Genomic DNA, 22447 nt, shown 5'->3' on the forward strand with positions numbered 1-22447 from the left:
TTATCGAATCCCTGTTCCCGGTTGTACCGTGAAAGAGAGCCTTCCTTGATATGAGGGGAGGTTTTTCTTTTATGGGAGATCGAGAGGGGTTCAGGCCGCCCCCTCCAAACCTCCCCCACCCTCCCCAAAGACTTTTGACCTTATCGAATCCCTGTTGACGGTTTTTCTGAAAACGAAAAGCCCGGATCATGTTCCGGGCTTTTCGTTTTCGTCCTCTGCTCAAGAAAAACACAGGACTAAAATACATTTCTGGCGTTATCCTTTCATCCGACAGGGACTCCCTCCGCGCGGCCTCCCCACCAGTCGAAAATTTTTGGAGGGAGAGAGGAGGGGTTTGGGGAGGGGAGAGGGGCCCTTTTTTCAAAAAGGGCCCCTCTCCCCTCCCCAATATTCTCTTCCTTACCCCCTCACAAATTCCACAAAATACGCAATGACGGTCCCAAAAAGGATCACAACGAGCATCCACTTGAGAAGCACGGGCGAGATGCACTTCTGGAATTTCGCGCCGAAATACATGCCGAGCAACCCGCCGAGGCTGAGAAGCAGGGCCATGCCCCAGTCGGGGGCGATGCTCAGGTCGGGATAGAGGGGCGAAATGGCTATGTAGAAGAGAACGCCGGCCAGCGCGTTGACGAAGGTCGCCGCCAGCGTCGCCCCCGCCACCGTGTAGATGGGCAGATGGAAGACGGAAACGAGGAACGGCGCGATGATCGCCCCGCCGCCGATGCCGTAGATGCCGCCGACAAGACCGACCGCAATGGAATAGAATAAGAGGATCGGCACGGAAAAGGAATAGAGATACCCGTCAAACGTGTAGGATACGCGGGACAGGTTCCGCTCCACGACCTCGACATAGGGCTTGGGAGGAGATTGTTCGTATTTTGGGGCGGGCTTGAAACGCATCCAGCCGAGCAGGTCGCGGATCATCTCCAGGCCGATGCCGAGCAGCACGAGCGCCACGAACAGTTTGAAAGGCCGGACATCCGCCAGCCAGTTGATGCGGACAAGGCCTCCGATGACGACCCCCGGCACGGCCCCGGCCATGACGATCCACGACAGAGGCCAGAGCATCCGTTTTTCGCGGTAATAGCGGAACACGCCGCCCGGATTGGAGAACACGTTGTAGAGCTGGTTCGTCGCGCTGACCGAGGTATTGGTGTAGCCCAGAAAGGTCATCTGAAAAGGCAACAGCAGGAACGCGCCGGAAATCCCGCCCATCGACGTGAAGAAGGAAACGGCGAACGCGACCAGCGGCGGTACGAACGGCGAAACTTCGATTTCCGCAGTGGGGAAATACATCTCAGACATCCTCCCATTCGGGCGGCAGGTGCGCAACGCGCCACGGACCGGCCCACGGCGGCAAGGCCGTATAGGTTTCCTCTCCCACCCGCAGCCGCACGGCATGGAGCTTGAGCCCATCCCCGCAGCGCGGGCCTCCGTACTTCACATCCCCCACGAGCGGAAAACCCCGCTCCGAAAGCTGTACGCGGATCTGATGCGTCCGCCCCGTGTGCAGGCGGATAAGGACAAGGCTCCGGCCTTCGCACACGGTCAGGCAGCGGACCGTCAGGCTCGCGGGCTTCTCGTCGGGCCCACCCGTGCGGGATTTCCCGGCAACGACCTTTTCGCGGCCCTGTGCGCCGACTGTGCGTTTTGCCAGATGATCCTCAAGGCGTTTCGGGCGGCTCCACGGGCATTCGCCCTGCACCCACGCAAGGTAGTCCTTGGCGACGCTCCCATCATGAGCCGCCAGCGCATCCGAAAGGCGGCGTACGGCGGCATACGTCTTGCCGACGAGCAACAGGCCGGAGGTATCCCTATCCAAGCGGTGTACCGGAGCGGGGATAAAAGGCGATCCGGCAAACGCCGCTTCAAGCCGTGTAGTCAGGCTGTCCGTGTGTCCCGTGCCCGGATGTACGGGCAGGCCGGACGGCTTGCAGAACACGATGACGTCAGCCGTCTCCGCAACGATGGGGGGCAATTCCTTGCCGCCCGACGACACGGGGACGCGTTCCGCTTTCGTTCCGGCCCCGGCAAAGGGCGGAACCCGGATTTCATCGTTCAGTTCCACCCGGTCGAACGGTTTGGCCCGCCCGCCGTTGATCCGGACCTGCCCGGTACGGATCCAGCGGTGCAGGACGCTCTGCGGCTCTTCGAAACGCCGGGACAGGAACTGCAACAGCTTTTGCCCGGCTTCCGCCGCCGTCACTTGCAATGGTTCAGGCATGGCATTCCTTTGAAAAATACGGCCTCTCCCCCTGCGGAGGGGGAGCTTCATGTCCTTCGTGTCGCCGTGCCCGCTCAGGAAAGGCTGAGGGCGGATTTTCATGCGGCGCGCAAACCGGAATCTCCCGCCCGCAACGCTTCTGACGGGCGGGAGATTGGGCAAGGCATCCGATCGGCTCGGGCTCACGATCGAAACCGATCCGATGCCCGCTTACAAACGCTTTGGAGGATGAGGGCCTCCTTGACGAGAAGGAGGCCTTTCCGTGAAAAGGAGTATTCCCCCTGTTCCCTCTCTTGTCCATTTCCATTTTGAAGCGCGTTTTATTCCAGAGGCAATCCGTGCCGAAAAAGATTGTGAGCAGGGACCGGATAGCCACAAAAATATTTGGAAAGGGAGGGGCTCCGCTCTGGCGGAATTTTTTGGGAGGGAAAACTTCTCTGAAAAAAATTTTCCCTCCCCAAAACGGCTTCACATCATCTGAAAGAGCATCCGCTCTAACTGCGGTAATCGGCGTTGACGTTCACATACTCATGCCCGAGGTCGGAAGCGAGCAGCGTATAGCTGCCGGAACCGGAACCCAGCACGATGTCGATGGGCAGATCGCGCTGCTTGAGGGGCTCTTCGAGCAGGGCGTCGAAATCCAGATCGGTGGGCTGCCCCTTGCGGAACAACTCCACGCCGCACAGGGTCACCACTACATCGTCGGGGTTGAAGTCCGCCCCGCTGCGGCCCACGGCGGCGACGATGCGCCCCCAGTTGGCGTCGCGCCCGTACAGGGCCGTCTTCACCAGCTGCGAGTGCCCCACCGTCCGGGCCACGCGCTCGGCGTCGGCATCGGATGCCGCCCCGGCCACATGGATACGGGCGACCTTGGACGCGCCCTCGCCGTCCTTTACCAGCATATAGGCCAGATCCCCGAGCACGGAAGTCAGGGCGGCCGACAGCGCCTTGATCGATTCCTCGCCGGACGCGGACACGCCGGATGCGCCGTTGGCAAGGCCATACAGCGTGTCGTTCGTGGAGGTGTCCCCGTCCACGGTCACGCGGTTGAAGGTCAGCTCCACGGCGTCGCGCAACATTTTTTGCCAGACGGAGGCTTCCACCTGCACGTCACACAGCACGACGGACAGCATGGTCGCCATGTTGGGGCAGATCATGCCAGCGCCCTTGGCCATGCCCACAAGCTTCACCACGCCGCCGGGAAGGGAGACTTCGCGGTGCGAAATCTTGTGGAAAGCATCCGTGGTCATGATCGCCCTGGCAAAATCCTCCGGGGTCGCCTTGCCGAGGTTGGCGGCGAGGGCGGGGGCGGCCTTCTCCCAAAGATCCATCTTGAGCTGCGCGCCGATAACGCCCGTGGACGCGGGCAGGATATCCGACGCCTCAAGGCCGAGGGCGCCGGCCACCAGCTCCTGGGTCGTGCGGCAGTTTCGCATACCTTCATCACCGGTGCAGGCGTTGGCCTGGCCGGAATTGATCACGACGGCACGAGCGGCGGGACGCTCGGCGAGCATGGCCTTGGCGACGAGGACGGGTGCCGCCGGAAAACGGTTCTGCGTAAACGTCCCTGCGGCGACGGCGGGGACATCGCTGACGAGAAGGGCAAGATCCGCGCGGCCTTCCTTACGGAATCCGGCACACGCGGTGGCGAAACGAAAGCCTTTGGGAGCGGTGGACATGTTGCAATCCTCACAAACAGATAGGTATAAAACAAAAGTATGCCACGCTTGCATCCCACAATCAAACAAAACCGGAGCATCCATCCCGGCGAAATTCAAGGGAATTACAAAAGACTTCTCTAGCCCCTTGACCGTAGGGGGGCATACACACTACAAAACTCCAAAGCACTTGTATCAGACAGGAAGTTCGCACATGAGTCAGTCCGCGTTTTACGACCTGGCGGTTATTGATAATGTTCCCTTCGGGCTCACCGGATCGCAGGGACGTTTTTTTGCCCTGCGCCTCGAACGGCCCGATTGGAAGAGTTGGGCGCCGGGACAATTCGTCATGCTCCGTCCTCAGGGCTGGGCGCTCGATATGCCCTGGGCCCGTCCGTTCTCCATCTGCCGGGTGAGCACCAACGAGCTCGTCATCTTTTTCCAGGTGGCCGGCAGAGGCACCGAAAAAATGGCCAAACTCCGGCGCGGCGACAAGGTGCACCTCTGGGGGCCCCTCGGCAATCGCTTCGCCGTGGAAGGCGGGACCCCGACGCTGCTCCTCGCGGGCGGCATCGGCATCGCGCCTTTCGTCGGGTATGCGGAACGCCACCCCACGCCGGGCGTCCTTTCGATGGTCTTCGGCCACCGCTTGCCCGAAGACTGCTATCCCGTGGAAAGCCTCGGGGAGCGCATCGACGTGGAATCCTTCCACGAGAACACCAGCGAAGACCTTGAATGGTTCCTCAACCATGTCCGCTCGCGCATCGAAGCCTATGCCGAACGCAACGGCCTCGTGCTCGCCTGTGGCCCGGCCCCGTTCCTCAAGGCGGTGCAGGGATTCGCTCTGGCGGCCAAGGCGCGCTGCCAGCTTTCTCTGGAAAGCCGCATGGCTTGCGGCGTAGGCGCTTGCCTCGGCTGCGTCACCAAGACGACGGAAAAGTGGCCCGTCGAAGAAAAGGCCGGAACGCCCGTGCAGACATGCACCCATGGTCCCGTGTTCTGGGCCGATCAGATCACCCTGGAGGCTTAGTCATGGATCGCTTCACCGTACGACTTTCTTCCTCCCATAAGCCTTCCGGGAACACGAAACCGCTCGTCTTCAAGAACCCCATCCTGACGGCCTCGGGCACGTTCGGATACGGCGTCGAGTTCGCCAATTACGGCGATCTCACGCATCTCGGCGGCATCGTGGTGAAAGGGCTTTCCCTCAAGCCGCGTCCCGGCAATCCGCTGCCCCGCGTGGCGGAAACCCCCTGCGGTATGCTCAATGCCGTGGGTTTGCAGAATGACGGCGTGGAATCCTTCCTCAAGAACAAACTGCCCCGCCTGCCGTGGCATGAAACGCCGGTCATCGCCAACCTCTACGCCACCTCGCCGGCTGAATTCGCGGAACTGGCGGGCATCCTCGCCGCCGAGGAGGGCATAGCCGGTCTGGAAGTGAACATCTCCTGCCCCAACGTGAAGAACGGGGGTGTGCTGTTCGGACAGGATCCGGCCCTCGCCGCCGAAGTGACCCAAGCGGTCAAGAAACACGCGGGGAACCTGCCCGTCATCGTGAAGCTGTCGCCCAACGTGACGGACATCACCGCCATCGCCAAGGCCGCCGAGCAAGCCGGAGCCGATGCTATCTCCTGCATCAACACCATCACCGGCATGGGCGTCGATGTGAAGACCCGCAAGCCGCTGCTCGCCAATGTGGTGGGGGGGCTCTCCGGCCCCGCCGTGAAGCCCGTGGCCCTGCGCTGCGTCTGGCAGGTCTGCAATGCGGTCAAGATCCCGGTCATCGGCATCGGCGGCATCACCTGTGCGCAGGACGTTCTGGAATTTATCCTCGTCGGTGCGCACGCGGTGGAAATCGGGACCATGAACTTCGTCCGCCCCGACGCCGCCTTCCGGATCGCCGAAGAACTTCCCCATCTGTGCCAGCAACTTGGTATCAAAAACCTCGCCGAGTTCCGCGGCACCCTGCAACTGTAATTCATTGACTGGTTAAGTTGGGAGGGGCGGGGGAACCTTTCTGAAGAAAGGCTTTTCCCGCCCCTCCCATACCCTCTCCCCCATTCAAAAGCTTTCGCCTTTTGGGGCAGCCCCTTTTTCTATCAGAGGTTTTCCCCGTCAAACGTGACTATATAGTCACGTTATGTGCCCAACAAAAATTTCTTTGCGTATCCTCCCCACTTGTCAGCGTTTTTAAGGGTGGGGACCAGGGAGGAGACGCTTTTTCCAAAAAGCGCATTCCTCCGCAACTTTCAACCTCACCGACACACTATGCCGCCGAAAAAACGTTACCAGTGGGACACAAAAGATTCCGAATTTGAGGATGACCGCCCCAGCCGCTCACAGAAGAAACGCGACAGCACAGCACTCCAGCGTATGGGTGAAGAACTCACCACCCTCGGCTCATCCGTGCTCACCAAGATGCCGCTCACTCCCAACATCCGCGAAGCCGTCCTCGAATGGCAGCGCCTCAGCTCACATGAAGGCCGCCGCAGACAAATGCAGTACATCGGGCGCCTGATGCGCGAAGAGGCGGATCCGCAGGCCGTGCGTGACGCGCTGGACGCCATCAAGCTTGGGCACACGGGCGAAACCGCCAGCTTCAAGCGTTCCGAGAAACTGCGGGACGACCTCATGAACGCCACCGATGCGGAAATGGATACACTGCTTGCCGCCTTCTCAGCCGAAGACGCCACCGAAATCCGCGATCTCACGGCAAAGGCCCGCAACGAACGCGAACACAGCCGTCCTCCGCACGCCTATCGGGCATTGTTCCGCAAGCTCAAAAGCCTCCCGGCCGAACAATGATCCGTGACGCCATCATTCTCGGAGCCGGGGCCGCCGGGCTCATGTGCGCCATGACCGCCGGGCGCCGGGGCTTTTCTTGCGCCGTCATCGACCATAGCCCGGTTGCGGGGCGCAAAGTGCGCCTTGCCGGAGGAGGCAAGGGGAACGTTACCAATCGGTATATATCTCCGGAGTGGTATGTAGGCACGCAGAAAGGCTTCCCTGACACCCTGCTTAAACGCTGTTCGACGGACTTTGTCCTGAGCATGTTGGCGTCATTCGGCATCGAATGGGAAGAGCGAGAGTACGGTCAGATTTTCTGCACGGTACAGGCGGCCCGGCTTGTGGAATCGATGGCAGCCGCCTGCCGCAATGCAGGGGCGGAATTGCTGTTTAACCGTACGTTCGGCGAAATCCGGCACGAGGGCGGCCTGTTCTCTGTGGAAACGTCCGGAGGCACCCTACAGGCCCCGCGCCTTGTCATCGCAACAGGGAGCCCCGCGTGGCCCGCTTGCGGGGCAACGGATGGGGGGATGCGCTTGGCCCGCCAATGGGGCCATAAGGTCGTCCCCGTACGCCCGGTGCTGGCTCCTCTGCTGCTCCCCGAGTCCTGGCCTCTGCACGGCCTCGCAGGCGTCAGCCTGCCTGCCGCCGTATCCGTGGGCGGGCGCACTTTCCGCTACCCGCTCCTGTTCACCCACAAAGGGCTCAGCGGCCCCGCCATCCTTCAGGCATCCTGCTTCTGGCGGCAGGGCGAAGCGCTGCATATCGACTTTCTGCCCGACCATCCCGCCTTGGAGCTTATGCACCACTCCGAGCACGGCAAGAGTACGGTTTTGGGGCTGTTCAAAAAGGTGCTCCCCACCCGCCTGGCCGAACGGCTCATACCGGGATCGCTGGCTTCAAGAAAAGTCGCTCAGCTTGCCAAAAAAGACAGGGAATACCTTGCGCTAGCAATACATGACCATATGGTAACACCAAGCCGCTCGGAAGGTATGGGACACGCTGAAGCCGCAGCCGGGGGGGTGGATACGAGTGACGTAAACCCACGCACGCTTGAAAGCCGCAAACAACCCGGCCTATACTTCGCCGGAGAGGTACTCGACGTCACAGGGTTACTAGGTGGTTACAATCTGCACTGGGCATGGGCGTCCGGTAAGGCCGTTGGGGAAAGCTGGAAGAAATAAGCTGAACCGAACAGTTCATTTCCTCCCTTTTTCTCTCCCAGAGTGTATTCCTGTAGACCTTTATTCCGAATATTTTCCACCATTCGGATCTCAATCAGAGTGTTGCTTCATGTCAGCAGAACAGCTCAAACAACGGGACGCCATGCAGCGGCTCACGGATTTTCTCAACGAGGTGGGGATGCTCCGCCATACGCCTCGGAGTGGTTACAAGTTTCTTGGGTCCGGCCAAGAAACCGTGGCCGAACATTCGCACCGGACGGCCGTCATCGGCTACGTATTGGCAAAAAAGACGGGAGCGGACGCGGCCCGCACGGTCATGCTTTGCCTCTTCCATGACCTGCCGGAAGCCCGTACAGGGGACTTCAATTACGTAAACCGCCTCTACGATACTTCACGCGAGCGCGACGCGCTGGAAGACGCGGTGGAAGGCACAGGGCTGGAAGAAGACATCATGTCCATATGGGACGAACATGCGTGCCGGACCACGCCCGAATCGCTGCTTGCCCATGATGCTGACCAGCTTGATCTGATCCTCAATCTGAAACGCGAAAGCGATCTCGGGAACCGTTACGCCGACAAATGGCTCGAAAGCGCCGTAGAGCGGTTGCGCACGGATATCGCCAAAGAACTGGCTCAGACCATCCTCAAAACCGATCATACGGATTGGTGGTATCTCGGCCCCGATCGTAACTGGTGGGAAAGGAAGAGCTGACCATCCCGATTTTCCACTGTCTTTCATGAAATAAAAAGGCCTCCGTATGGAGGCTTTTTTTATTACGGTGGGATACGCCATATTGTTCCTTCTCTCCACTAATGTGCATAATATTGTTCATATACTGTTCGTAAAATAGGTAATACATTTAAATAATATGATATAATTATATATTATATTGTTGCATTCTTCCGGCATTTCCGAAAAACACCCCTCCCAGAGAAAATGCCACTCTGGCTTCTGTTCGTAACTCTGTTTCTTTTCTGTGTATAACATATTAATCATACTGAAATAACATAATAAATTTTATAGTTTCATGAGGCATCCAGTATTTTGATGAAAGGCCCTGCTCACTTTTTGTTCATAATCCTGAGCATATTCTGTTCATAACTACAATAATTACGTAAAATAAATAATATTTTTTTTACAGTTTCATAAAAAAGACTACTCATTGATACAATAGTCCCCTCAAAAAAAGCCCTCCCTTTTTCTGCAAAGGGAGGGCTTTTAGCTTTGTGCATAATATTGTTTATATTTTGTTCTTAACTTGAATAACTATTAAAAATTACAGTCTTTTTCCATCGTTTTTATTGCGTAGTTCTGCTTCGTGAAGCTCCTTGGGAAGGGCTTCAAGTCCGTCTGCCTCAGGACGCATTACAATGCCGTGCCGCTTGGCAAGCCACAGAATCCCCACAGTAACGGCCAGCACGACGATAAGAATTATAGCCTCTACCATGACGCCTACTTGACGATGAGATGGTTATCATCCTTCTTCTCGGTTTCCGCACGGGGAACCGCCCGGACGCCTCAGCCGCAGGGCATGATATCCAACCCCGCCTTCTTTGCCAGCCGCAGCACCACCAGCGCCGCGGCGATAGCCAGTATCAAAAAAAGCGCTTCCCACATACGGGCCTCCCTTGTGACAGGTTGCTGGTCTTCCAAAAGATAACTCAGGGAAACATTTTGGCAAATTCAGCGGATGAGCATGGCGTCGCCGTAGGAGAAAAAGCGATACTCCATTTTCACGGCCTCGGTATACGTCTCAAGCATCCGTTCCCGGCCCGTCAGCGCCGAGACGAGCATCAGCAGCGTGGATTCAGGCAGATGGAAGTTGGTGATCAGGCCATCAAGGACATGAAACCTGTATCCAGGCCAGATAAAACAGTTGATCCAACCTTGATGCGCCGTTAGCTCACCTCCATGCGCGCCAGCCACGCCTTCGAGTGTCCGGGCGGAAGTGGTGCCTACGGCTATGACGGGCCGTCCTTCGGCCTTTGCCTTTCCAATGGCGTCCACCGTGGCTTGCGGCACTTCCACGAACTCCTCATGCATGACGTGCTCGCGGATATCCTCGCAGCGTACGGGGCTGAACGTGCCGTATCCGACATGAAGGGTCACTTCTGCCCATTCGACGCCCTCAGAAGCCATTTGCGCGCGTAATTCCGGGGTGAAATGCAGGCCCGCCGTAGGCGCGGCCACGGAACCGGCCTTGTCGTCCCGGGCATAAACGGTCTGGTACGTTCCCCGGTCATCCTTCGTATCCTCGCGCTTGATATACGGCGGCAGCGGCAAATGCCCCCGGGATTCGAAAAGCGCGCGGATATCGCCCGTCCAGTGCAGCCGTACCCGATGCCGCCCGAATTCCCCCTTGGCAAGGACTTCCACGCGCAGATCATCGCCAAAAACAAGATGATCCCCTATCCTGGCATTCTTGGCGGGCTTGATCAGCCCGTCGGCCTCCGCGCAATGCCAGCCGTCCCCTTCTCCATGCTGTTCCAGCAGAGGCATGGGCGTAAGCAACAGAAACTCCATCTTGCCGCCCGAGGGGCGCTGGCCGATCATCCTCGCGGGGACCACCCGGGAATTGTTGGCTATGAGCAGCGTGCCCTTCGGCAAATATTCGAGCAGATGGGAAAAATGGGAATGTATGCGCTTCCCGGTATCGCGGTCCAGCACGAGAAGCCGCGACGCTCCACGTTCACCGGGATGCTGGGCTATACGCTCGGGAGGCAATTCATAACGATAAGAAGAAAGGAGAAAATCGGCTTCGGACTGTTGGATGGAATACATTGAAATCCCTGTATTTTGTCTTAAAAAAACGGTATCCGGCAGGTGTGGTGGGCGCGCTCCTTGAGCGGCATCCTGATGCGGGGCACTCTTCAAAAAGGCTTTCATGGCGTAGTGAAAGATGCATTTTATCACCCAAGCCGTACTTGCGGAAGACCTAAAAAAAGGAACCTCTCGGTCCCTTTTGTATCATCTTCCAGAAAAGTTCTTTTCTATCTACTTTAAATATTTTCTCTTTTATGAACTAAATATGACTCGCTAAATATTATACCGTGTGGTAACAATTTTATCTCAGCCTCATCCCCAAGAAGAAATCTGTGCATTGGTGGACTTCCGCCGAATCTCAATTCGCCTTCAACATGCCGGGAAGCCCTTGCAGCATCACCGCTTATAGTCGGACAGGCTGCGCTTGCCGCTCAAGTATTCTCCGATCAAAGCTTTCCTGTTCTTAAAATCATTCATCCGGTTGCGGGGGATACTGCCGCCGCGCGGCGCCACAACCTTGGCGGGATTCACGTATTTACCGTTCTGCTTGAGGCGGAAATCCAGATGCGGGCCGGTGGCATATCCGGTTGCGCCCACATAGCCGATGACCTGCCCCTGCCTGACCCGCGCCCCGCGCTTGGCACCGGACGCAAACCCGGAAAGATGCGAATACATGGACTCCAGCCCGCCGGAATGCTTGAGAATGACCATGTTCCCAAAACCGTTCCCCCACCCGGCCTTTTCGATCGTGCCGTCGCCGACGGCCTTGACCGGGGTTCCGGTGGGAGCCGCGTAATCGACGCCCTGATGCGGCTTATGTGTTTTAAAAATCGGATGCTTGCGGTTCATGGAATACCCCGAGGAAATCCGCGTGAACGCCAGCGGAGCCTTCAGGAGGGTCTTTTTGAGGCTTTCGCCCTTGGCGTTGAAGAAGGCTTCGCCGTCTTCCGTGGCGAAGTTATAGGCTTCGTACGTTTTCCCCTGGTTGGTGAACGTCGCCCCGAGCACTTTGCCGTAGCCCTTAAACTCGTTTTCCCGGAACCGCTTTTCAATCAACAGGGAAAAACTGTCACCTTCGCGCAAGTCCTTGATGAAGTTGATCTCCGAGCCGAAAATATCCGCGATGCGCACGGCCAGAATGGGCGATTCACCGGTCGAGGCCAGTGTCTCGAACAAACTGGAACGGATGGTTCCGCTTACGCGCACCAGACTGAAATCATAGACTATCGGCTCGACGTGGGCGACAAGCCCTTCATCCGTTTTCGTGACAATGAGCTTCTTGCGATCGTTGATCTCGTATTCGAAGCGTTCCATGTCCCTGCCGTCCGGGGAGCAGACCAGCGTGTAGGGTTGCCCTGTGCGGAGGTTGTTGAGCGGGTGAAGCTTTCGCGTCACATTCAGAAGCTGTTGGACGGAACTCGCGGACATATATGGCGAAAGCAGTTCTGAGGCGCTGTCGCCCTTGGCTATGACGCCGTTGATGACGGAAGGATCGGACGGAGGTTCCTGCTCCAGCGGAACCTGCTGCATCTCGGAAACGATAGCCGCTTCACCTTCCGGCATCTCCTGAGCGGGAGGCTCCTCAGGAAGCACGGCAACAGCGCTCTTTGCCCTTTCCCATAAGGCAAAAAGGGAAGGAGTCACCTGATCTTGAAGGCGTTGAGCCACAGAAGACACCGCGACGGGCTGGCTCTCGGGAATCAGCAGAGAGGCTTCCCGCCGACTGTTGACGAGATACATCCCGCCCACAACGAGGAAGAGGCAGATAAAACTGATGAGTATGGTGCCTGCGGAAAAGGTATTTCGCAAGGGAAGAACCACGCTGTCAGAAGTGGATTGGCATACGCCGGGATACGGCACAGTTCAATTTTTTGTATGAGAAAAACTCTTATCTTGTATTGTATCAACCTGTTACGCTATTGTCCAGATCCGGGGTCCGCAGGAGACATGCCCTGCAATACGGGGAGGTTCCGGGCTGTCTCCGCTCTCTTCTGCGCTGAAACGTTTTCCGGTGGTGCCGGTTTCCCCTCCTCTCCCGGGAGCCAGGATGAAGGCATCCCGCACAGGAAACGCCAGGCCCGTTTCCTGTGGGAATTCCACATTTCCTCAGGGAAGGTTCAACAACTTATCCACAGGGGCTCTTTGCTTGTGTAACGTACTTTTTTCTGATATGTTTTCTCCGTTGGAAACAAAGCGTTTTCGCCTCCGTTTTTCACCATCTTTTTCAGCCTGACTCAGGCTCTGGCCCCTGTGGAGCTTCGCAACGCCGTGTCTAAAGAAACGTTACGCAAATACCTCCTCACTTCTTCAGCCGAAGCGATCCCTCAAGCGCGCCCGTCCCTGCTCTCCTGCTTCACCAACGCCGAAAACCCCAAACCCCAGCTTCAGGATCGCCTGTCCGCCGCTGGCGAAGCGTTGGAATCGTGCTCGGAAACCGCGTTGCAGAGCTGGTTTGATCCCCTTGAAATCCTGTTGGATCAAGAAGCGGGAACGCTGGCTGTCCGTTTCCCCCACGCCTTCTTCGGCATACGCTTTTCCAGCCTGTTCCAGAAACTATTCGAAAAAAAGGCCCGGGAACTCTGGGGGAAAGGGCTTTCCATCACGTACGGCGCGGGAAAGTTCACTCCGTCGCCCCCCGTGCCCTTCGTCCAGCCCGCTCCCGAAAGCCGGCAGGACGCCCTCCATCCCGCCGTGGCCAACCCGATGCCTTTTGGGGAAGAATGGACCTTCGACACGTTCATCGGCAACGGGAAGCACAAATGGGCCTTGAGCCTTGCCCGCGACATCACCCGGCGCGCCGTCTACCGGGCCACGCATGGCCGTGCGCCTTCGCTCGACGACATCGGCGAAGCCCCGGGCCTGCTGGTGCTCTGCGGCCCTCACGGGACCGGCAAGACCCATCTGCTCCGGGCCATTGGCAACGAACTCTTCCGCACGCTCGGGAGCGATCTCTACTACGCTTCCCTGAGCGATCTGGAATTGCTGTTCGCCGGGCGTTCGGTCCTCGCCGCCCGGCAGGAACTGCTCTCCAAAGAAGCCGTTCTTATCGATGATTTCCAGCACCTGAGCCGTATTCCCGACAAGACGCCCACCACGGCGTCCCGGTTCCGCGCCCAGATTGTCGCCGAGCCGGAGCAGCCCGCCGGGCCGTCCGTGCGCGAGGAGCTCTGCCTCCTGCTGGATCGCTTCATGGATCAGGGCAAACCCGTCATCGTGGCGGGCGTGGGGCGTCCCAAGGAATGGAGCCTCGGCAAGGCGCTGCTTTCGCGCCTCGAAACCGGCCTCTGGGCGGAACTCCCCGAGCCGGATCTCGACGTGCGCCTGCGCTACGCCCAGCAACAGGCCAAATTCCGCCGCCTGCCCCTGTCCAGGGAGCAGCTGCTGCTCATCGCGCAGCACTGCCCGGATGTCCGGCGGCTTTCCGGCGTCATCCTCCGGGTGGCGTCCCACCGCTCCCTGCTCGGCCGCGATCTTTCCGAACAGGATCTGCTCAACATCGTGCGGCAGGGCGGCGACAGCTCCGCGCTGACCCCTCAGCTCATCGTCAGTATCGTCGGTGAGCACTGCGGCGTCCCGGCCAAGGAAATCCTCGGTGAGAAGCGCCGCCCGGATCTCGTGCAGGCCCGCCAGCTTGCCATGTACTTGTGCCGCGAACTGCTTGGCCACTCCTACCCCGTCATCGGGCGCATGTTCGGCGGAAAGGATCACAGCACGGTGATGCATGGGGTAAAAAAAATCAAATTATTACAGGAAAGTGATCGACTTGCGCACAGCATGGTGACAGAGCTGACAAAAGCGTGCCTCGAACACCGCGGCTGAGGTTACGAACACGGAAGCTGTTCCCGCCGTTCCTAACCAGCCGAACGAGCTGTAACTAAAAACCAGAGCGATTCCAAGAAGTTAATCAGGATACGCACATTGCGCGTCTCTTAATAATCTACAACAAGGATCTTCTACATGCTTTTTACAGTAAAGAAAGAGAACATCATCGAAGGCCTTCAGAAAGCGGCGGGCATCATCCCCACGAGAGCGGGAGCGGCTTATCTGCGTTCGCTCTGGATCAAGGCCGAGGGGGAAGTCCTGACCATCATGGCGACCGATGCGAACATCGAGTTCACCGGCACATATCCCGCCGATGTGAAGGAACCCGGCCTCGTCGGGGTGAACGGCCGGAACTTCGTGGATCTCGTCCGCCGTCTTCCCGCCGGCGAATTGCGTATCCGGCTTGACGACGCCACGGGGACGGTGATCCTCGAACAGGGCCGCCGTACCTATAAACTTCCCGCCAATGACCCCACGTGGTTCCAAAGCCTCGCTCCGTTCTCCAGCGAAGGCGCCGTGGTGTGGTCCGGCGATTTCTTCCAGGAGATCATCGACCGCGTGTTTTTCTGCGTGAGCGACGACGAATCTTCCGACGCCATCGCGTGCCTCTACTTCAAGCCCGTTGGCGAAGGCCATATCGAAGTGTGCGGCCTGAACGGCCATCAGTTCGCCCTGACCCGCTTCACGCACGACGATCTGTCCGCCCGCCTTCCCGAAGACGGTGTGCTGATCCAGCGTAAATACGTCGGCGAACTCCGGAAGTGGCTCGGCGGCGATGAGATCGAAGTCAACCTGACGGACAAGCGCCTTTTCGTGCGTTCGGGCGACGGGCATGAAACCCTCAGCCTTCCCCGCGCCGGATACGCCTACCCCGATTACTCGCCGTTCATGACTCGTCTGGCGAGCCCCGACGTGTCCCTGCTCAAGCTGAGCCGGAAGGACTGCCTCGACGCGCTCGATCGTATCAGCATCTTCAACACGGAGAGCGATCGGTGTACGTATTTCGAACTGTCCAGCGCCGAGGCCATGCTTTCCGCACAGGGGCAGGACACCGGGTCGGCCAACGAGTCCCTTGAAGTCTCCTACAACGGCTCCATCGGGCGCATCGCGTTCCCGACCAAGAACCTGATGGAAATTCTCACGCATTACCAGTCCGGCGAACTTACCCTCACCCTTACCGGGGCCGAGGGGCCCTGCGGCATCAACGGCACGGAAGATCCCGACTACACCGTGCTGATCATGCCCATGAAAATCGCCGAAGAAAGCTATTACGAAGAAAACTAGAGCGTGCTATACTTGGAGGAGCGCTTCGGGATGGAAGCGCTCCTCAATTCCCCTTTTCCTGAACGCTTGGAATAGGGGGATGGTCCTCTCATTCCGTCTATGGTATTGTTTCTTTCTAGTCACAACCTTTATCCCCGCTTTGGAACGTTCAGCTTTGAAGAGGGACATCTTCAGGAGCCGCCTCATGCCGCATACCTTCCCGGGCACGCGGCATGAGGCGGCCTCTGAGGGGCCCGGGGGCTTTTCCCGGGTAAAGGCCGAAGGGGCGTGGCCTCGCGGAGGCCGCGTTTGCGGACCGTCTGCGGCAGCCCTTTGCCGCCGGAGGCGCCACAACCAACATATGGATTCACGAGCCTATGACAGCCAACGCGAACGCTTATACAGCTGATTCAATCACTATTCTTGAAGGTCTCCAGGCCGTGCGGAAACGCCCGGCCATGTACATCGGCAGCACGGATTACCGTGGTTTGCATCACCTCGTGTACGAAGTGGTGGACAACTCCATCGACGAAGCGATGGCGGGCTACTGCACGCGCATCGAAGTTGTGCTCCACATGGACAACAGCGTCACGGTCCGCGACAACGGGCGCGGCATCCCCGTGGACATCCACCCCAAGGAAAAGGTCCCCGCCGTTCAGGTGGTCATGACCAAGCTCCACGCGGGCGGCAAGTTCGACAACTCCGCCTACAAGGTGTCGGGCGGCCTGCACGGCGTGGGCGTCTCCTGCGTCAACGCGCTTTCCGAGCGCCTTGAGGTGACCGTCCGCCGGGACGGGAAGCGCTGGAAGCAGGTGTACAGCCGGGGCGTGCCGCAAGAGGAGCTCCAGTACATCGGCGAGTCCGACAGCCACGGCACGACCGTCCGCTTCAAGCCCGACGAAACCATCTTCGAGACCACGGAATTCTCCTACGACACCCTCAAGAAGCGTTTTGAGGAGCTGGCGTATTTGAACAAGGGCCTCCAGATCGAGTGCCGCGACGAGCGTACCAGCGAAGTCCATCTGTTCCATGCCGAGGGCGGCATCCACCAGTTCGTGAAGGATCTGAACTCCGGCGAAGTGGGCATCCACGCCATCGTCGACGGGGAAGGCGTGGCCGACGGCGTATCCGTGGAGTTCGCCATCCAGTACAACGCGGGCTACAAGGAAAACATGTATACCTTCGCGAACAACATTCGCACGAAGGAAGGCGGTACGCACCTTGCCGGGTTCAAGACCGCGCTGACCCGCGCCATCAACAACTACATCAAGAGCCAGCCCGATCTGACCAAGAAGATGAAGGGGCAGGCCCTTTCCGGCGACGACGTCCGCGAAGGGCTGACCGCCGTGCTCAGCGTGAAGCTCCCCCAGCCGCAGTTCGAAGGCCAGACCAAGACCAAGCTCGGCAACAGCGAGGTCGCGGGCATCGTGGGCGGCGTGGTGTACGGCAAGCTCGACACCTATTTTCAGGAGAACCCCAAAGACGCCCGCCTGATCATCGACAAGGCCGTGGACGCCTCCCGCGCCCGCGATGCGGCCCGCCGCGCCAAGGAGCTTGTCCGCCGCAAGGGCGCCCTTTCGGACAACGCGCTGCCCGGCAAGCTGGCCGACTGCCAGAGCAAGGACCCGGCGGATTCCGAACTGTTCATCGTGGAAGGTGACTCCGCAGGCGGTTCGGCCAAGCAGGGCCGCAACCCGAACACGCAGGCCATTCTGCCCCTGCGCGGCAAGATCCTGAACACGGAACGCACCCGCTTCGACAAGATGCTCGCCAATAAGGAAGTCAAGGCGCTCATCACCGCGATGGGCGCGGGCATCGGCGAGGAGGACACCGATTACGACAAGCTGCGGTACCACAAGATCGTCATCATGACCGACGCCGACGTGGACGGCGCGCACATCCGTACGCTCCTTCTGACCTTCTTCTTCCGCAACTACGCGGGGCTCATCGACCGCGGCTACCTGTACATCGCGCAGCCGCCGCTGTACCGGGCGCACAACAGCAGGATGGAGAAGTTCATCAAGGACGATTACGAGCTGAACGCCTTCCTGATGCAGCGCGTGAGCGACGACATGGAAGTGGAGGCCCCTAACGGCACGCTCTTCCGGGGTGAGGAGATCAAGGCCCTCATGGGGCAGATCGAAAACATTTCCCACCGTGTGCGCGACGCCGAGCTGGCGGGCATCAACCGGGATCTTTTCCTCGCCCTTGTCGACGTGGAGGACCGCGTCACCCCGGACTGCCTCACTTCCGGAACGCGTTGCTACGATTTCCTCAAGGAGCGGGGCTACGAGCTGACGACGGAGACGGAAGCGCACGAAGACGGCGATCGCGTCTTTGCGCTCATCGAGAACGCCAACGGCCACCGCACGCGGGTATCCGTCGAGTTCTTCATCTCCAAGATGTACCTCAACTCATGGGAAGCCCTCGACGCCATCCGGCAGAAGTGCGGCGGCCTCAGCTTCATGCTTCGCAACAAGGAGCAGGAGTACGCGGCGTCGGACATTTTCGACCTGCACGCCCTGACGCTTGAGGAAGCACGGAAGGGGCTCAATATCCAGCGCTACAAGGGCCTCGGTGAAATGAACCCCGAACAGCTCTGGGTAACGACCATGAACCCCGAGAACCGTACCCTGCTGCGCGTGACCGTCGAGGACGCCGAAGCCGCCAGCGATACGTTCGAGCAGCTCATGGGCGACCGCGTCGAGCCGCGCCGCGAGTTCATCGAGCGCAACGCCCTCACCGTGCGGGATTTGGATATTTAGTGAAACCGGGGGAGGAGAGAGGGGAACCCTTCTGGAGAAGGGCTTCCCTCTCTCCTCCCCCGGACCCCCTCCTCTCTCCCTCCTAAGACTTTTACGTTCAGGGCGAGGGAAGGGCGGCGATAGGGGATGGTTTCATCCTTCGTGCATATTTGACAAGCAGGTACTTGGGTGGCGGAACGATGCCGGAAACGGCCTGTTCCGACGCGCTCGGGGCGGTGGACGCAACGGCTACGCCGTTCCGTCCACCGCCCTGAGGGGGTCCGGGGGGAATCATTCCCCCCGGCCGCCGGAGGCGCTGCCTTCGAGGATACTATGTCTCAGAATGTGAATATCGAACACGAAATGCGCAAATCGTACCTGGAGTACTCGCTCAGCGTCATCATCGGGCGAGCCATCCCGGACGTCCGCGACGGCCTGAAACCGGTACACCGGCGCATCCTGTTCGCGCAGCAGGAACTGGCGAACAGCTACAACCGCCCTCCGAAGAAGTGCGCGCGCATCGTCGGCGACGTCATCGGTAAGTACCACCCGCACGGCGACTCCGCCGTGTACGACGCCCTCGTCCGCCTGGCGCAGGACTTCTCCATGCGCGATCCGCTGGAAGACGGGCAGGGCAACTTCGGCTCCATCGACGGCGACGCCGCGGCGGCCATGCGTTACACCGAAGTCCGCATGTCCCGTCTGGCGAGCGAATTCCTCAACGACATCGACAAGGAAACCGTCGATTTCCGGCCCAACTACGACAACACGCTGGCCGAGCCCGTGGTCCTGCCCACGAAGGTTCCCAACTTGTTGCTGAACGGTTCGTCCGGCATCGCCGTCGGCATGGCGACGAACATCCCGCCGCACAATCTGAGCGAGCTGTCGGACGCCCTGCTCATGCTCATCGACGCTCCGGAAAGTTCCGTCGAGGACCTGATGGACGTCGTGCAGGGGCCGGACTTCCCCACGGGCGGCTACGTCTACGCGGGGCAGGGGCTGTACGACGCCTACACCACCGGGCGCGGTACCGTGAAGGTACGCGGCAAGGTCGAGATCGAGGACCGCAAGAAGGGCTTCCAGTCGCTGATCATCCGGGAGATCCCGTTCGGCCTGAACAAGTCGAGCCTTGTGGAAAAGATCGCGGCGCTGATCAACGACCGCAAGATCGACGGCGTGTCCGACCTGCGCGACGAGTCCGACCGCCGGGGCATCCGCGTGGTCATCGAGCTGAAGCGCGGCACCATGCCCGAGATCGTCATCAACTCGCTGTACAAGTACACGCCGCTGGAAACCTCGTTCGGCATCAACATGCTGGCCGTGGTGGACAACCGCCCCGTGCTGCTGAACCTCAAGACCGCGTTGGCCTATTTCCTCGACCATCGCCGCGAAGTGGTGGTCCGGCGTACCAAGTTCGAACTGCGCAAGGCCGAGGCCCGTGCCCATATCTTGGAAGGCCTCCTCAAGGCGCTCGATCATATTGATGAGGTTGTTTCCCTGATCCGCTCCTCGGCGACGCCGCCGGAGGCCAAGGAACGTCTCATGCAGCGCTTCGAACTGTCCGAAGTGCAGGCGCAGGCCATTCTCGACATGCGGTTGCAGCGCCTGACCGGGCTTGAGCGCGGCAAGATTGAAGAAGAACTGCGGGATCTGCTCTCAAAGATCGCGTGGTACCAGTCCATCCTTGGCGACGCCTCCGTGCTCTGGGGCGTCATCCGTGATGAAGTGGAATACATCAAGCAGACCTATTCGACGCCCCGCCGTACGGAAGTTATCCGCGAGGCGCTTTCGAACATCGACATCGAAGACCTGCTGCCCGACGACGACGTGGTCATCACCCTTTCGCGCCGTGGCTACATCAAGCGCACGAGCCTCGGCATCTACCAGCAGCAGCGCCGTGGCGGCAAGGGCGTGGCCGGAGTGCACACCGGCGAAGACGATTTCGTGCAGGAATTCATCACCACGACGAACCACCAATTCTTGTTGATGTTCACCAACAAGGGCCGTATGCACCAGCTCAAGGTCCATCAGGTGCCGGAAGGCAGCCGGACGGCCAAGGGCGTGCATATCGCCAACCTCGTGCCCATGGAAAAGGACGAGTGGGTCAACACCATCCTGACCGTGCGCGAATTCGCCGAGGACAAGTCGTTCCTCTTCGCCACCCGCCGGGGCATGGTGAAGCGCTCCAGCGCCGCGCTCTATGCCCGGAGCCGCAAGGGCGGCCTTATTGCCGTGGGCCTGCGTGAGGACGACGAGCTTATCATGGTGCGCGAGATCACGGACGACGATTTCGTGGTGCTGGCGACCGCTGACGGCATCGCCATCCGGTTCAGCTGCCGTGACGTCCGCAACATGGGACGCGGGGCCACCGGTGTGAAGGGCATTGCCCTGCGCCACGGCGATACGGTGGTGGCTTGCCTCGTGCTCAAGGAAGACAGCCCGGCGATCATGACCATCTCCGCGCTCGGCTTCGGCAAACGTACCAACGTGGATCTCTACCGCGTGCAGAGCCGGGGCGGAAAGGGGATCATCAACTTCAAGGTCACGCCGAAGACGGGCCCGGTCATCGGTGCCAAGTCGGTGCTTGATGACGAGGCGCTCGTGCTGCTGACCTCCACCAACAAGATCATCCGTATGGGCGTGGATGAAATCCGTTCCGTGGGCCGCGCCACCATCGGCGTGCGTCTGGTGAAGCTGGACGACGGCGCCCGCGTGGTCGGCTTTGACACGGTCAACTCCGACGCGGATGCGGAAGGCGAAGAAGCCTTGTAAAAAAATGCCTGACGGTATAGAAACATCCTGAAAAGAGGGCCCCTTGCTTCGGTTATTCCGAAAAAAGGGGCTCTCTTGCTGTGAAGTTGGAGGATGCTGCGGCCATACGGAGTACGCTTTGCATGGCCTCTGTCCGCCGTTGTGTGTTCATTGCAAAACAAGAGGAGATTGGCGCATGAAGTATTTGGGCGTCGCCGGGGTATTGCTCGGCCTGTCGTTGCTGGGCGTTCCCGCGCTGGCTGACGAAGCGAAACAGCCGGTCCCGCGCGTCGGGCAGGTCGTTATTGAGAGCATGGGGCCCGCGTCCGGCACAATCCCCAAGGGCAAGCTGGCGACCATCGTCAACTACATCCACGCCGACAAGCACACGTGGTATAAAAATGGTTCCCGGCACACGGCCAAGTATCCCTTTAATAAGGGTACGCAGCGGAATCTGCACGATCGGTTTGTCCTCAAGATGCGTTACGGGCTTGGCGACGGCTACGACGTGCGTTTCGCCACGCCCATTGTGATGAACAATTTCCGTGCCCACAGCACCCTCACGCCCAACAGCGTCAGCAGCAAGAACGGCATCGGCGACACCACGTTTGTCCTGCACAAGCAGTTTTTGAGCCAGCGGGAAGGTTCCCCCGTCGACATGGCGTGGGACCTCGGCGTCTGGACGCCCACGGGCGGCACGTCCGACGACGGCGTGGGCACAGGCGCTTGGGGCGCGATGGCGGGCCTCGGCGTGGGGCACGCCTTTGACGGCGGGCGGCAGTTCGTCGAAGGCGAGGTTATGTATTTGTATCGCGGGGTAGGGCACACGTCCCGCGTAGACGTCAGCGACGTATTCCGCCTGAACGGGCGTTACGTCTATGCGCTCTCCCAACACTGGGACATGGGCGTCGAGACGCAGTTTGAATACAACACGGATTCGCGGCGCTACGGACGTTCCAACAATGACGCCAGCACGACATGGTTTGCCGGGCCGTCCGTGACCTTGAAGCTGCCCGAGTACAATGCCTCACTCGGCGTGAGCGCCCAGTTCAGCCTCTATCAGAATTATGATGCCGTGGCCCGCATCGGGAACGTCGATTACCCCACCGCCGCCTCCCTCGGCGAGCGTTGGAAGCTTGAAGCGAAACTGGCGATAGTGTTTTAAATGAGCGGGAAGTGAAGATTGGGGAGGGGAAGGGGAAACTTTCTTCAGAAAGTTTCCCCTTCCCCTCCCCAAACCCCACCCC

16 protein-coding genes are annotated in these 22447 nt (G+C 59.5%); 11 read left to right on the forward strand and 5 right to left on the reverse strand.

Features of this window, described 5'->3' with window-relative positions:
• Positions 1 to 399: 399 nt before the first annotated feature.
• On the reverse strand, positions 400 to 1299 hold the full coding sequence (locus T370_RS0116200) for a sulfite exporter TauE/SafE family protein (RefSeq protein WP_029436331.1): 900 nt from the start codon (positions 1297 to 1299) through the stop codon (positions 400 to 402).
• Between the two features lies 1 nt (position 1300).
• Positions 1301 to 2227, reverse strand: coding sequence for an RluA family pseudouridine synthase (locus T370_RS0116205; protein WP_029436332.1), 927 nt, complete (start codon positions 2225 to 2227; stop codon positions 1301 to 1303).
• 262 nt (positions 2228 to 2489) lie between these two features.
• On the opposite strand from T370_RS0116205, the gene T370_RS25175 reads away from it, so the two are divergent.
• Positions 2490 to 2708 (forward strand): hypothetical protein, encoded by a 219-nt coding sequence (locus T370_RS25175; protein ID WP_156034450.1) that lies wholly within the window; start codon positions 2490 to 2492, stop codon positions 2706 to 2708.
• 13 nt (positions 2709 to 2721) lie between these two features.
• Here T370_RS25175 and argJ read toward each other — a convergent pair whose 3' ends face one another.
• Entirely contained in the window at positions 2722 to 3906 is a 1185-nt protein-coding gene (gene argJ, locus T370_RS0116215; protein WP_029436333.1) for a bifunctional glutamate N-acetyltransferase/amino-acid acetyltransferase ArgJ, read from the reverse strand.
• Between the two features lie 193 nt (positions 3907 to 4099).
• On the opposite strand from argJ, the gene T370_RS0116220 reads away from it, so the two are divergent.
• From T370_RS0116220 to T370_RS0116240, 5 genes are all read left to right on the forward strand, one after another.
• Positions 4100 to 4915 carry a dihydroorotate dehydrogenase electron transfer subunit gene (locus T370_RS0116220; protein ID WP_005028150.1) on the forward strand — a complete coding sequence of 272 codons (816 nt, stop codon included), beginning with the start codon at positions 4100 to 4102 and terminating at the stop codon, positions 4913 to 4915.
• Between the two features lie 2 nt (positions 4916 to 4917).
• Positions 4918 to 5862 (forward strand): dihydroorotate dehydrogenase, encoded by a 945-nt coding sequence (locus T370_RS0116225; RefSeq protein ID WP_005028147.1) that lies wholly within the window; start codon positions 4918 to 4920, stop codon positions 5860 to 5862.
• 291 nt (positions 5863 to 6153) lie between these two features.
• A complete protein-coding gene (gene yjgA / locus T370_RS0116230; protein ID WP_029436334.1) occupies positions 6154 to 6690 on the forward strand; it encodes a ribosome biogenesis factor YjgA in 537 nt (178 codons plus the stop codon).
• A complete protein-coding gene (locus T370_RS0116235) occupies positions 6687 to 7856 on the forward strand; it encodes a BaiN/RdsA family NAD(P)/FAD-dependent oxidoreductase (RefSeq protein ID WP_029436335.1) in 1170 nt (389 codons plus the stop codon). The genes yjgA and T370_RS0116235 overlap by 4 nt, the downstream gene beginning before the upstream one ends.
• Before the next feature lie 109 nt (positions 7857 to 7965).
• Positions 7966 to 8568, forward strand: a complete 603-nt coding sequence (locus T370_RS0116240) for an HD domain-containing protein (RefSeq protein WP_005028142.1) — start codon at positions 7966 to 7968, stop codon at positions 8566 to 8568.
• Positions 8569 to 9540: 972 nt separating this feature from the next.
• Here T370_RS0116240 and queA read toward each other — a convergent pair.
• The gene (gene queA / locus T370_RS0116255; RefSeq protein ID WP_029436336.1) at positions 9541 to 10638 is read right to left on the reverse strand and encodes a tRNA preQ1(34) S-adenosylmethionine ribosyltransferase-isomerase QueA; all 1098 of its coding nucleotides are present in this window, start codon (positions 10636 to 10638) and stop codon (positions 9541 to 9543) included.
• A 378-nt stretch (positions 10639 to 11016) separates the two neighbouring features.
• Positions 11017 to 12429 (reverse strand): M23 family metallopeptidase, encoded by a 1413-nt coding sequence (locus T370_RS0116260; RefSeq protein ID WP_231377940.1) that lies wholly within the window; start codon positions 12427 to 12429, stop codon positions 11017 to 11019.
• 459 nt (positions 12430 to 12888) lie between these two features.
• On the opposite strand from T370_RS0116260, the gene T370_RS0116270 reads away from it, so the two are divergent.
• The 5 genes from T370_RS0116270 to T370_RS0116295 all read left to right on the forward strand — a co-directional run bounded on the left by T370_RS0116270 (position 12889) and on the right by T370_RS0116295 (position 22365).
• Positions 12889 to 14439 carry a helix-turn-helix domain-containing protein gene (locus T370_RS0116270; RefSeq protein ID WP_005028138.1) on the forward strand — a complete coding sequence of 517 codons (1551 nt, stop codon included), beginning with the start codon at positions 12889 to 12891 and terminating at the stop codon, positions 14437 to 14439.
• Positions 14440 to 14577: 138 nt separating this feature from the next.
• Positions 14578 to 15726 carry a DNA polymerase III subunit beta gene (gene dnaN / locus T370_RS0116275; protein ID WP_029436338.1) on the forward strand — a complete coding sequence of 383 codons (1149 nt, stop codon included), beginning with the start codon at positions 14578 to 14580 and terminating at the stop codon, positions 15724 to 15726.
• Positions 15727 to 16082: 356 nt separating this feature from the next.
• On the forward strand, positions 16083 to 18470 hold the full coding sequence (gene gyrB, locus T370_RS0116285; protein ID WP_005028133.1) for a DNA topoisomerase (ATP-hydrolyzing) subunit B: 2388 nt from the start codon (positions 16083 to 16085) through the stop codon (positions 18468 to 18470).
• Positions 18471 to 18782: 312 nt separating this feature from the next.
• Positions 18783 to 21221, forward strand: a complete 2439-nt coding sequence (gene gyrA / locus T370_RS0116290; protein ID WP_029436340.1) for a DNA gyrase subunit A — start codon at positions 18783 to 18785, stop codon at positions 21219 to 21221.
• Between the two features lie 175 nt (positions 21222 to 21396).
• Positions 21397 to 22365, forward strand: coding sequence for a transporter (locus tag T370_RS0116295; protein WP_005028131.1), 969 nt, complete (start codon positions 21397 to 21399; stop codon positions 22363 to 22365).
• Positions 22366 to 22447 lie beyond the last annotated feature (82 nt).

It is taken from the genome of Bilophila wadsworthia ATCC 49260 (genome assembly GCF_000701705.1).
GTDB lineage: Bacteria > Desulfobacterota > Desulfovibrionia > Desulfovibrionales > Desulfovibrionaceae > Bilophila > Bilophila wadsworthia.

Coding starts and splice junctions, on each gene's coding strand:
- T370_RS0116225 (WP_005028147.1), top strand. CDS start 4,918: ATGGATCGCTTCACCGTACGACTTTCTTCCTCCCATAAGCCTTCCGGG.
- T370_RS0116205 (WP_029436332.1), bottom strand. CDS start 2,227: ATGCCTGAACCATTGCAAGTGACGGCGGCGGAAGCCGGGCAAAAGCTG.
- gyrA (WP_029436340.1), top strand. CDS start 18,783: ATGTCTCAGAATGTGAATATCGAACACGAAATGCGCAAATCGTACCTG.
- T370_RS0116295 (WP_005028131.1), top strand. CDS start 21,397: ATGAAGTATTTGGGCGTCGCCGGGGTATTGCTCGGCCTGTCGTTGCTG.
- argJ (WP_029436333.1), bottom strand. CDS start 3,906: ATGTCCACCGCTCCCAAAGGCTTTCGTTTCGCCACCGCGTGTGCCGGA.
- yjgA (WP_029436334.1), top strand. CDS start 6,154: ATGCCGCCGAAAAAACGTTACCAGTGGGACACAAAAGATTCCGAATTT.
- T370_RS0116200 (WP_029436331.1), bottom strand. CDS start 1,299: ATGTATTTCCCCACTGCGGAAATCGAAGTTTCGCCGTTCGTACCGCCG.
- T370_RS0116220 (WP_005028150.1), top strand. CDS start 4,100: ATGAGTCAGTCCGCGTTTTACGACCTGGCGGTTATTGATAATGTTCCC.
- queA (WP_029436336.1), bottom strand. CDS start 10,638: ATGTATTCCATCCAACAGTCCGAAGCCGATTTTCTCCTTTCTTCTTAT.
- gyrB (WP_005028133.1), top strand. CDS start 16,083: ATGACAGCCAACGCGAACGCTTATACAGCTGATTCAATCACTATTCTT.
- dnaN (WP_029436338.1), top strand. CDS start 14,578: ATGCTTTTTACAGTAAAGAAAGAGAACATCATCGAAGGCCTTCAGAAA.
- T370_RS0116235 (WP_029436335.1), top strand. CDS start 6,687: ATGATCCGTGACGCCATCATTCTCGGAGCCGGGGCCGCCGGGCTCATG.
- T370_RS0116240 (WP_005028142.1), top strand. CDS start 7,966: ATGTCAGCAGAACAGCTCAAACAACGGGACGCCATGCAGCGGCTCACG.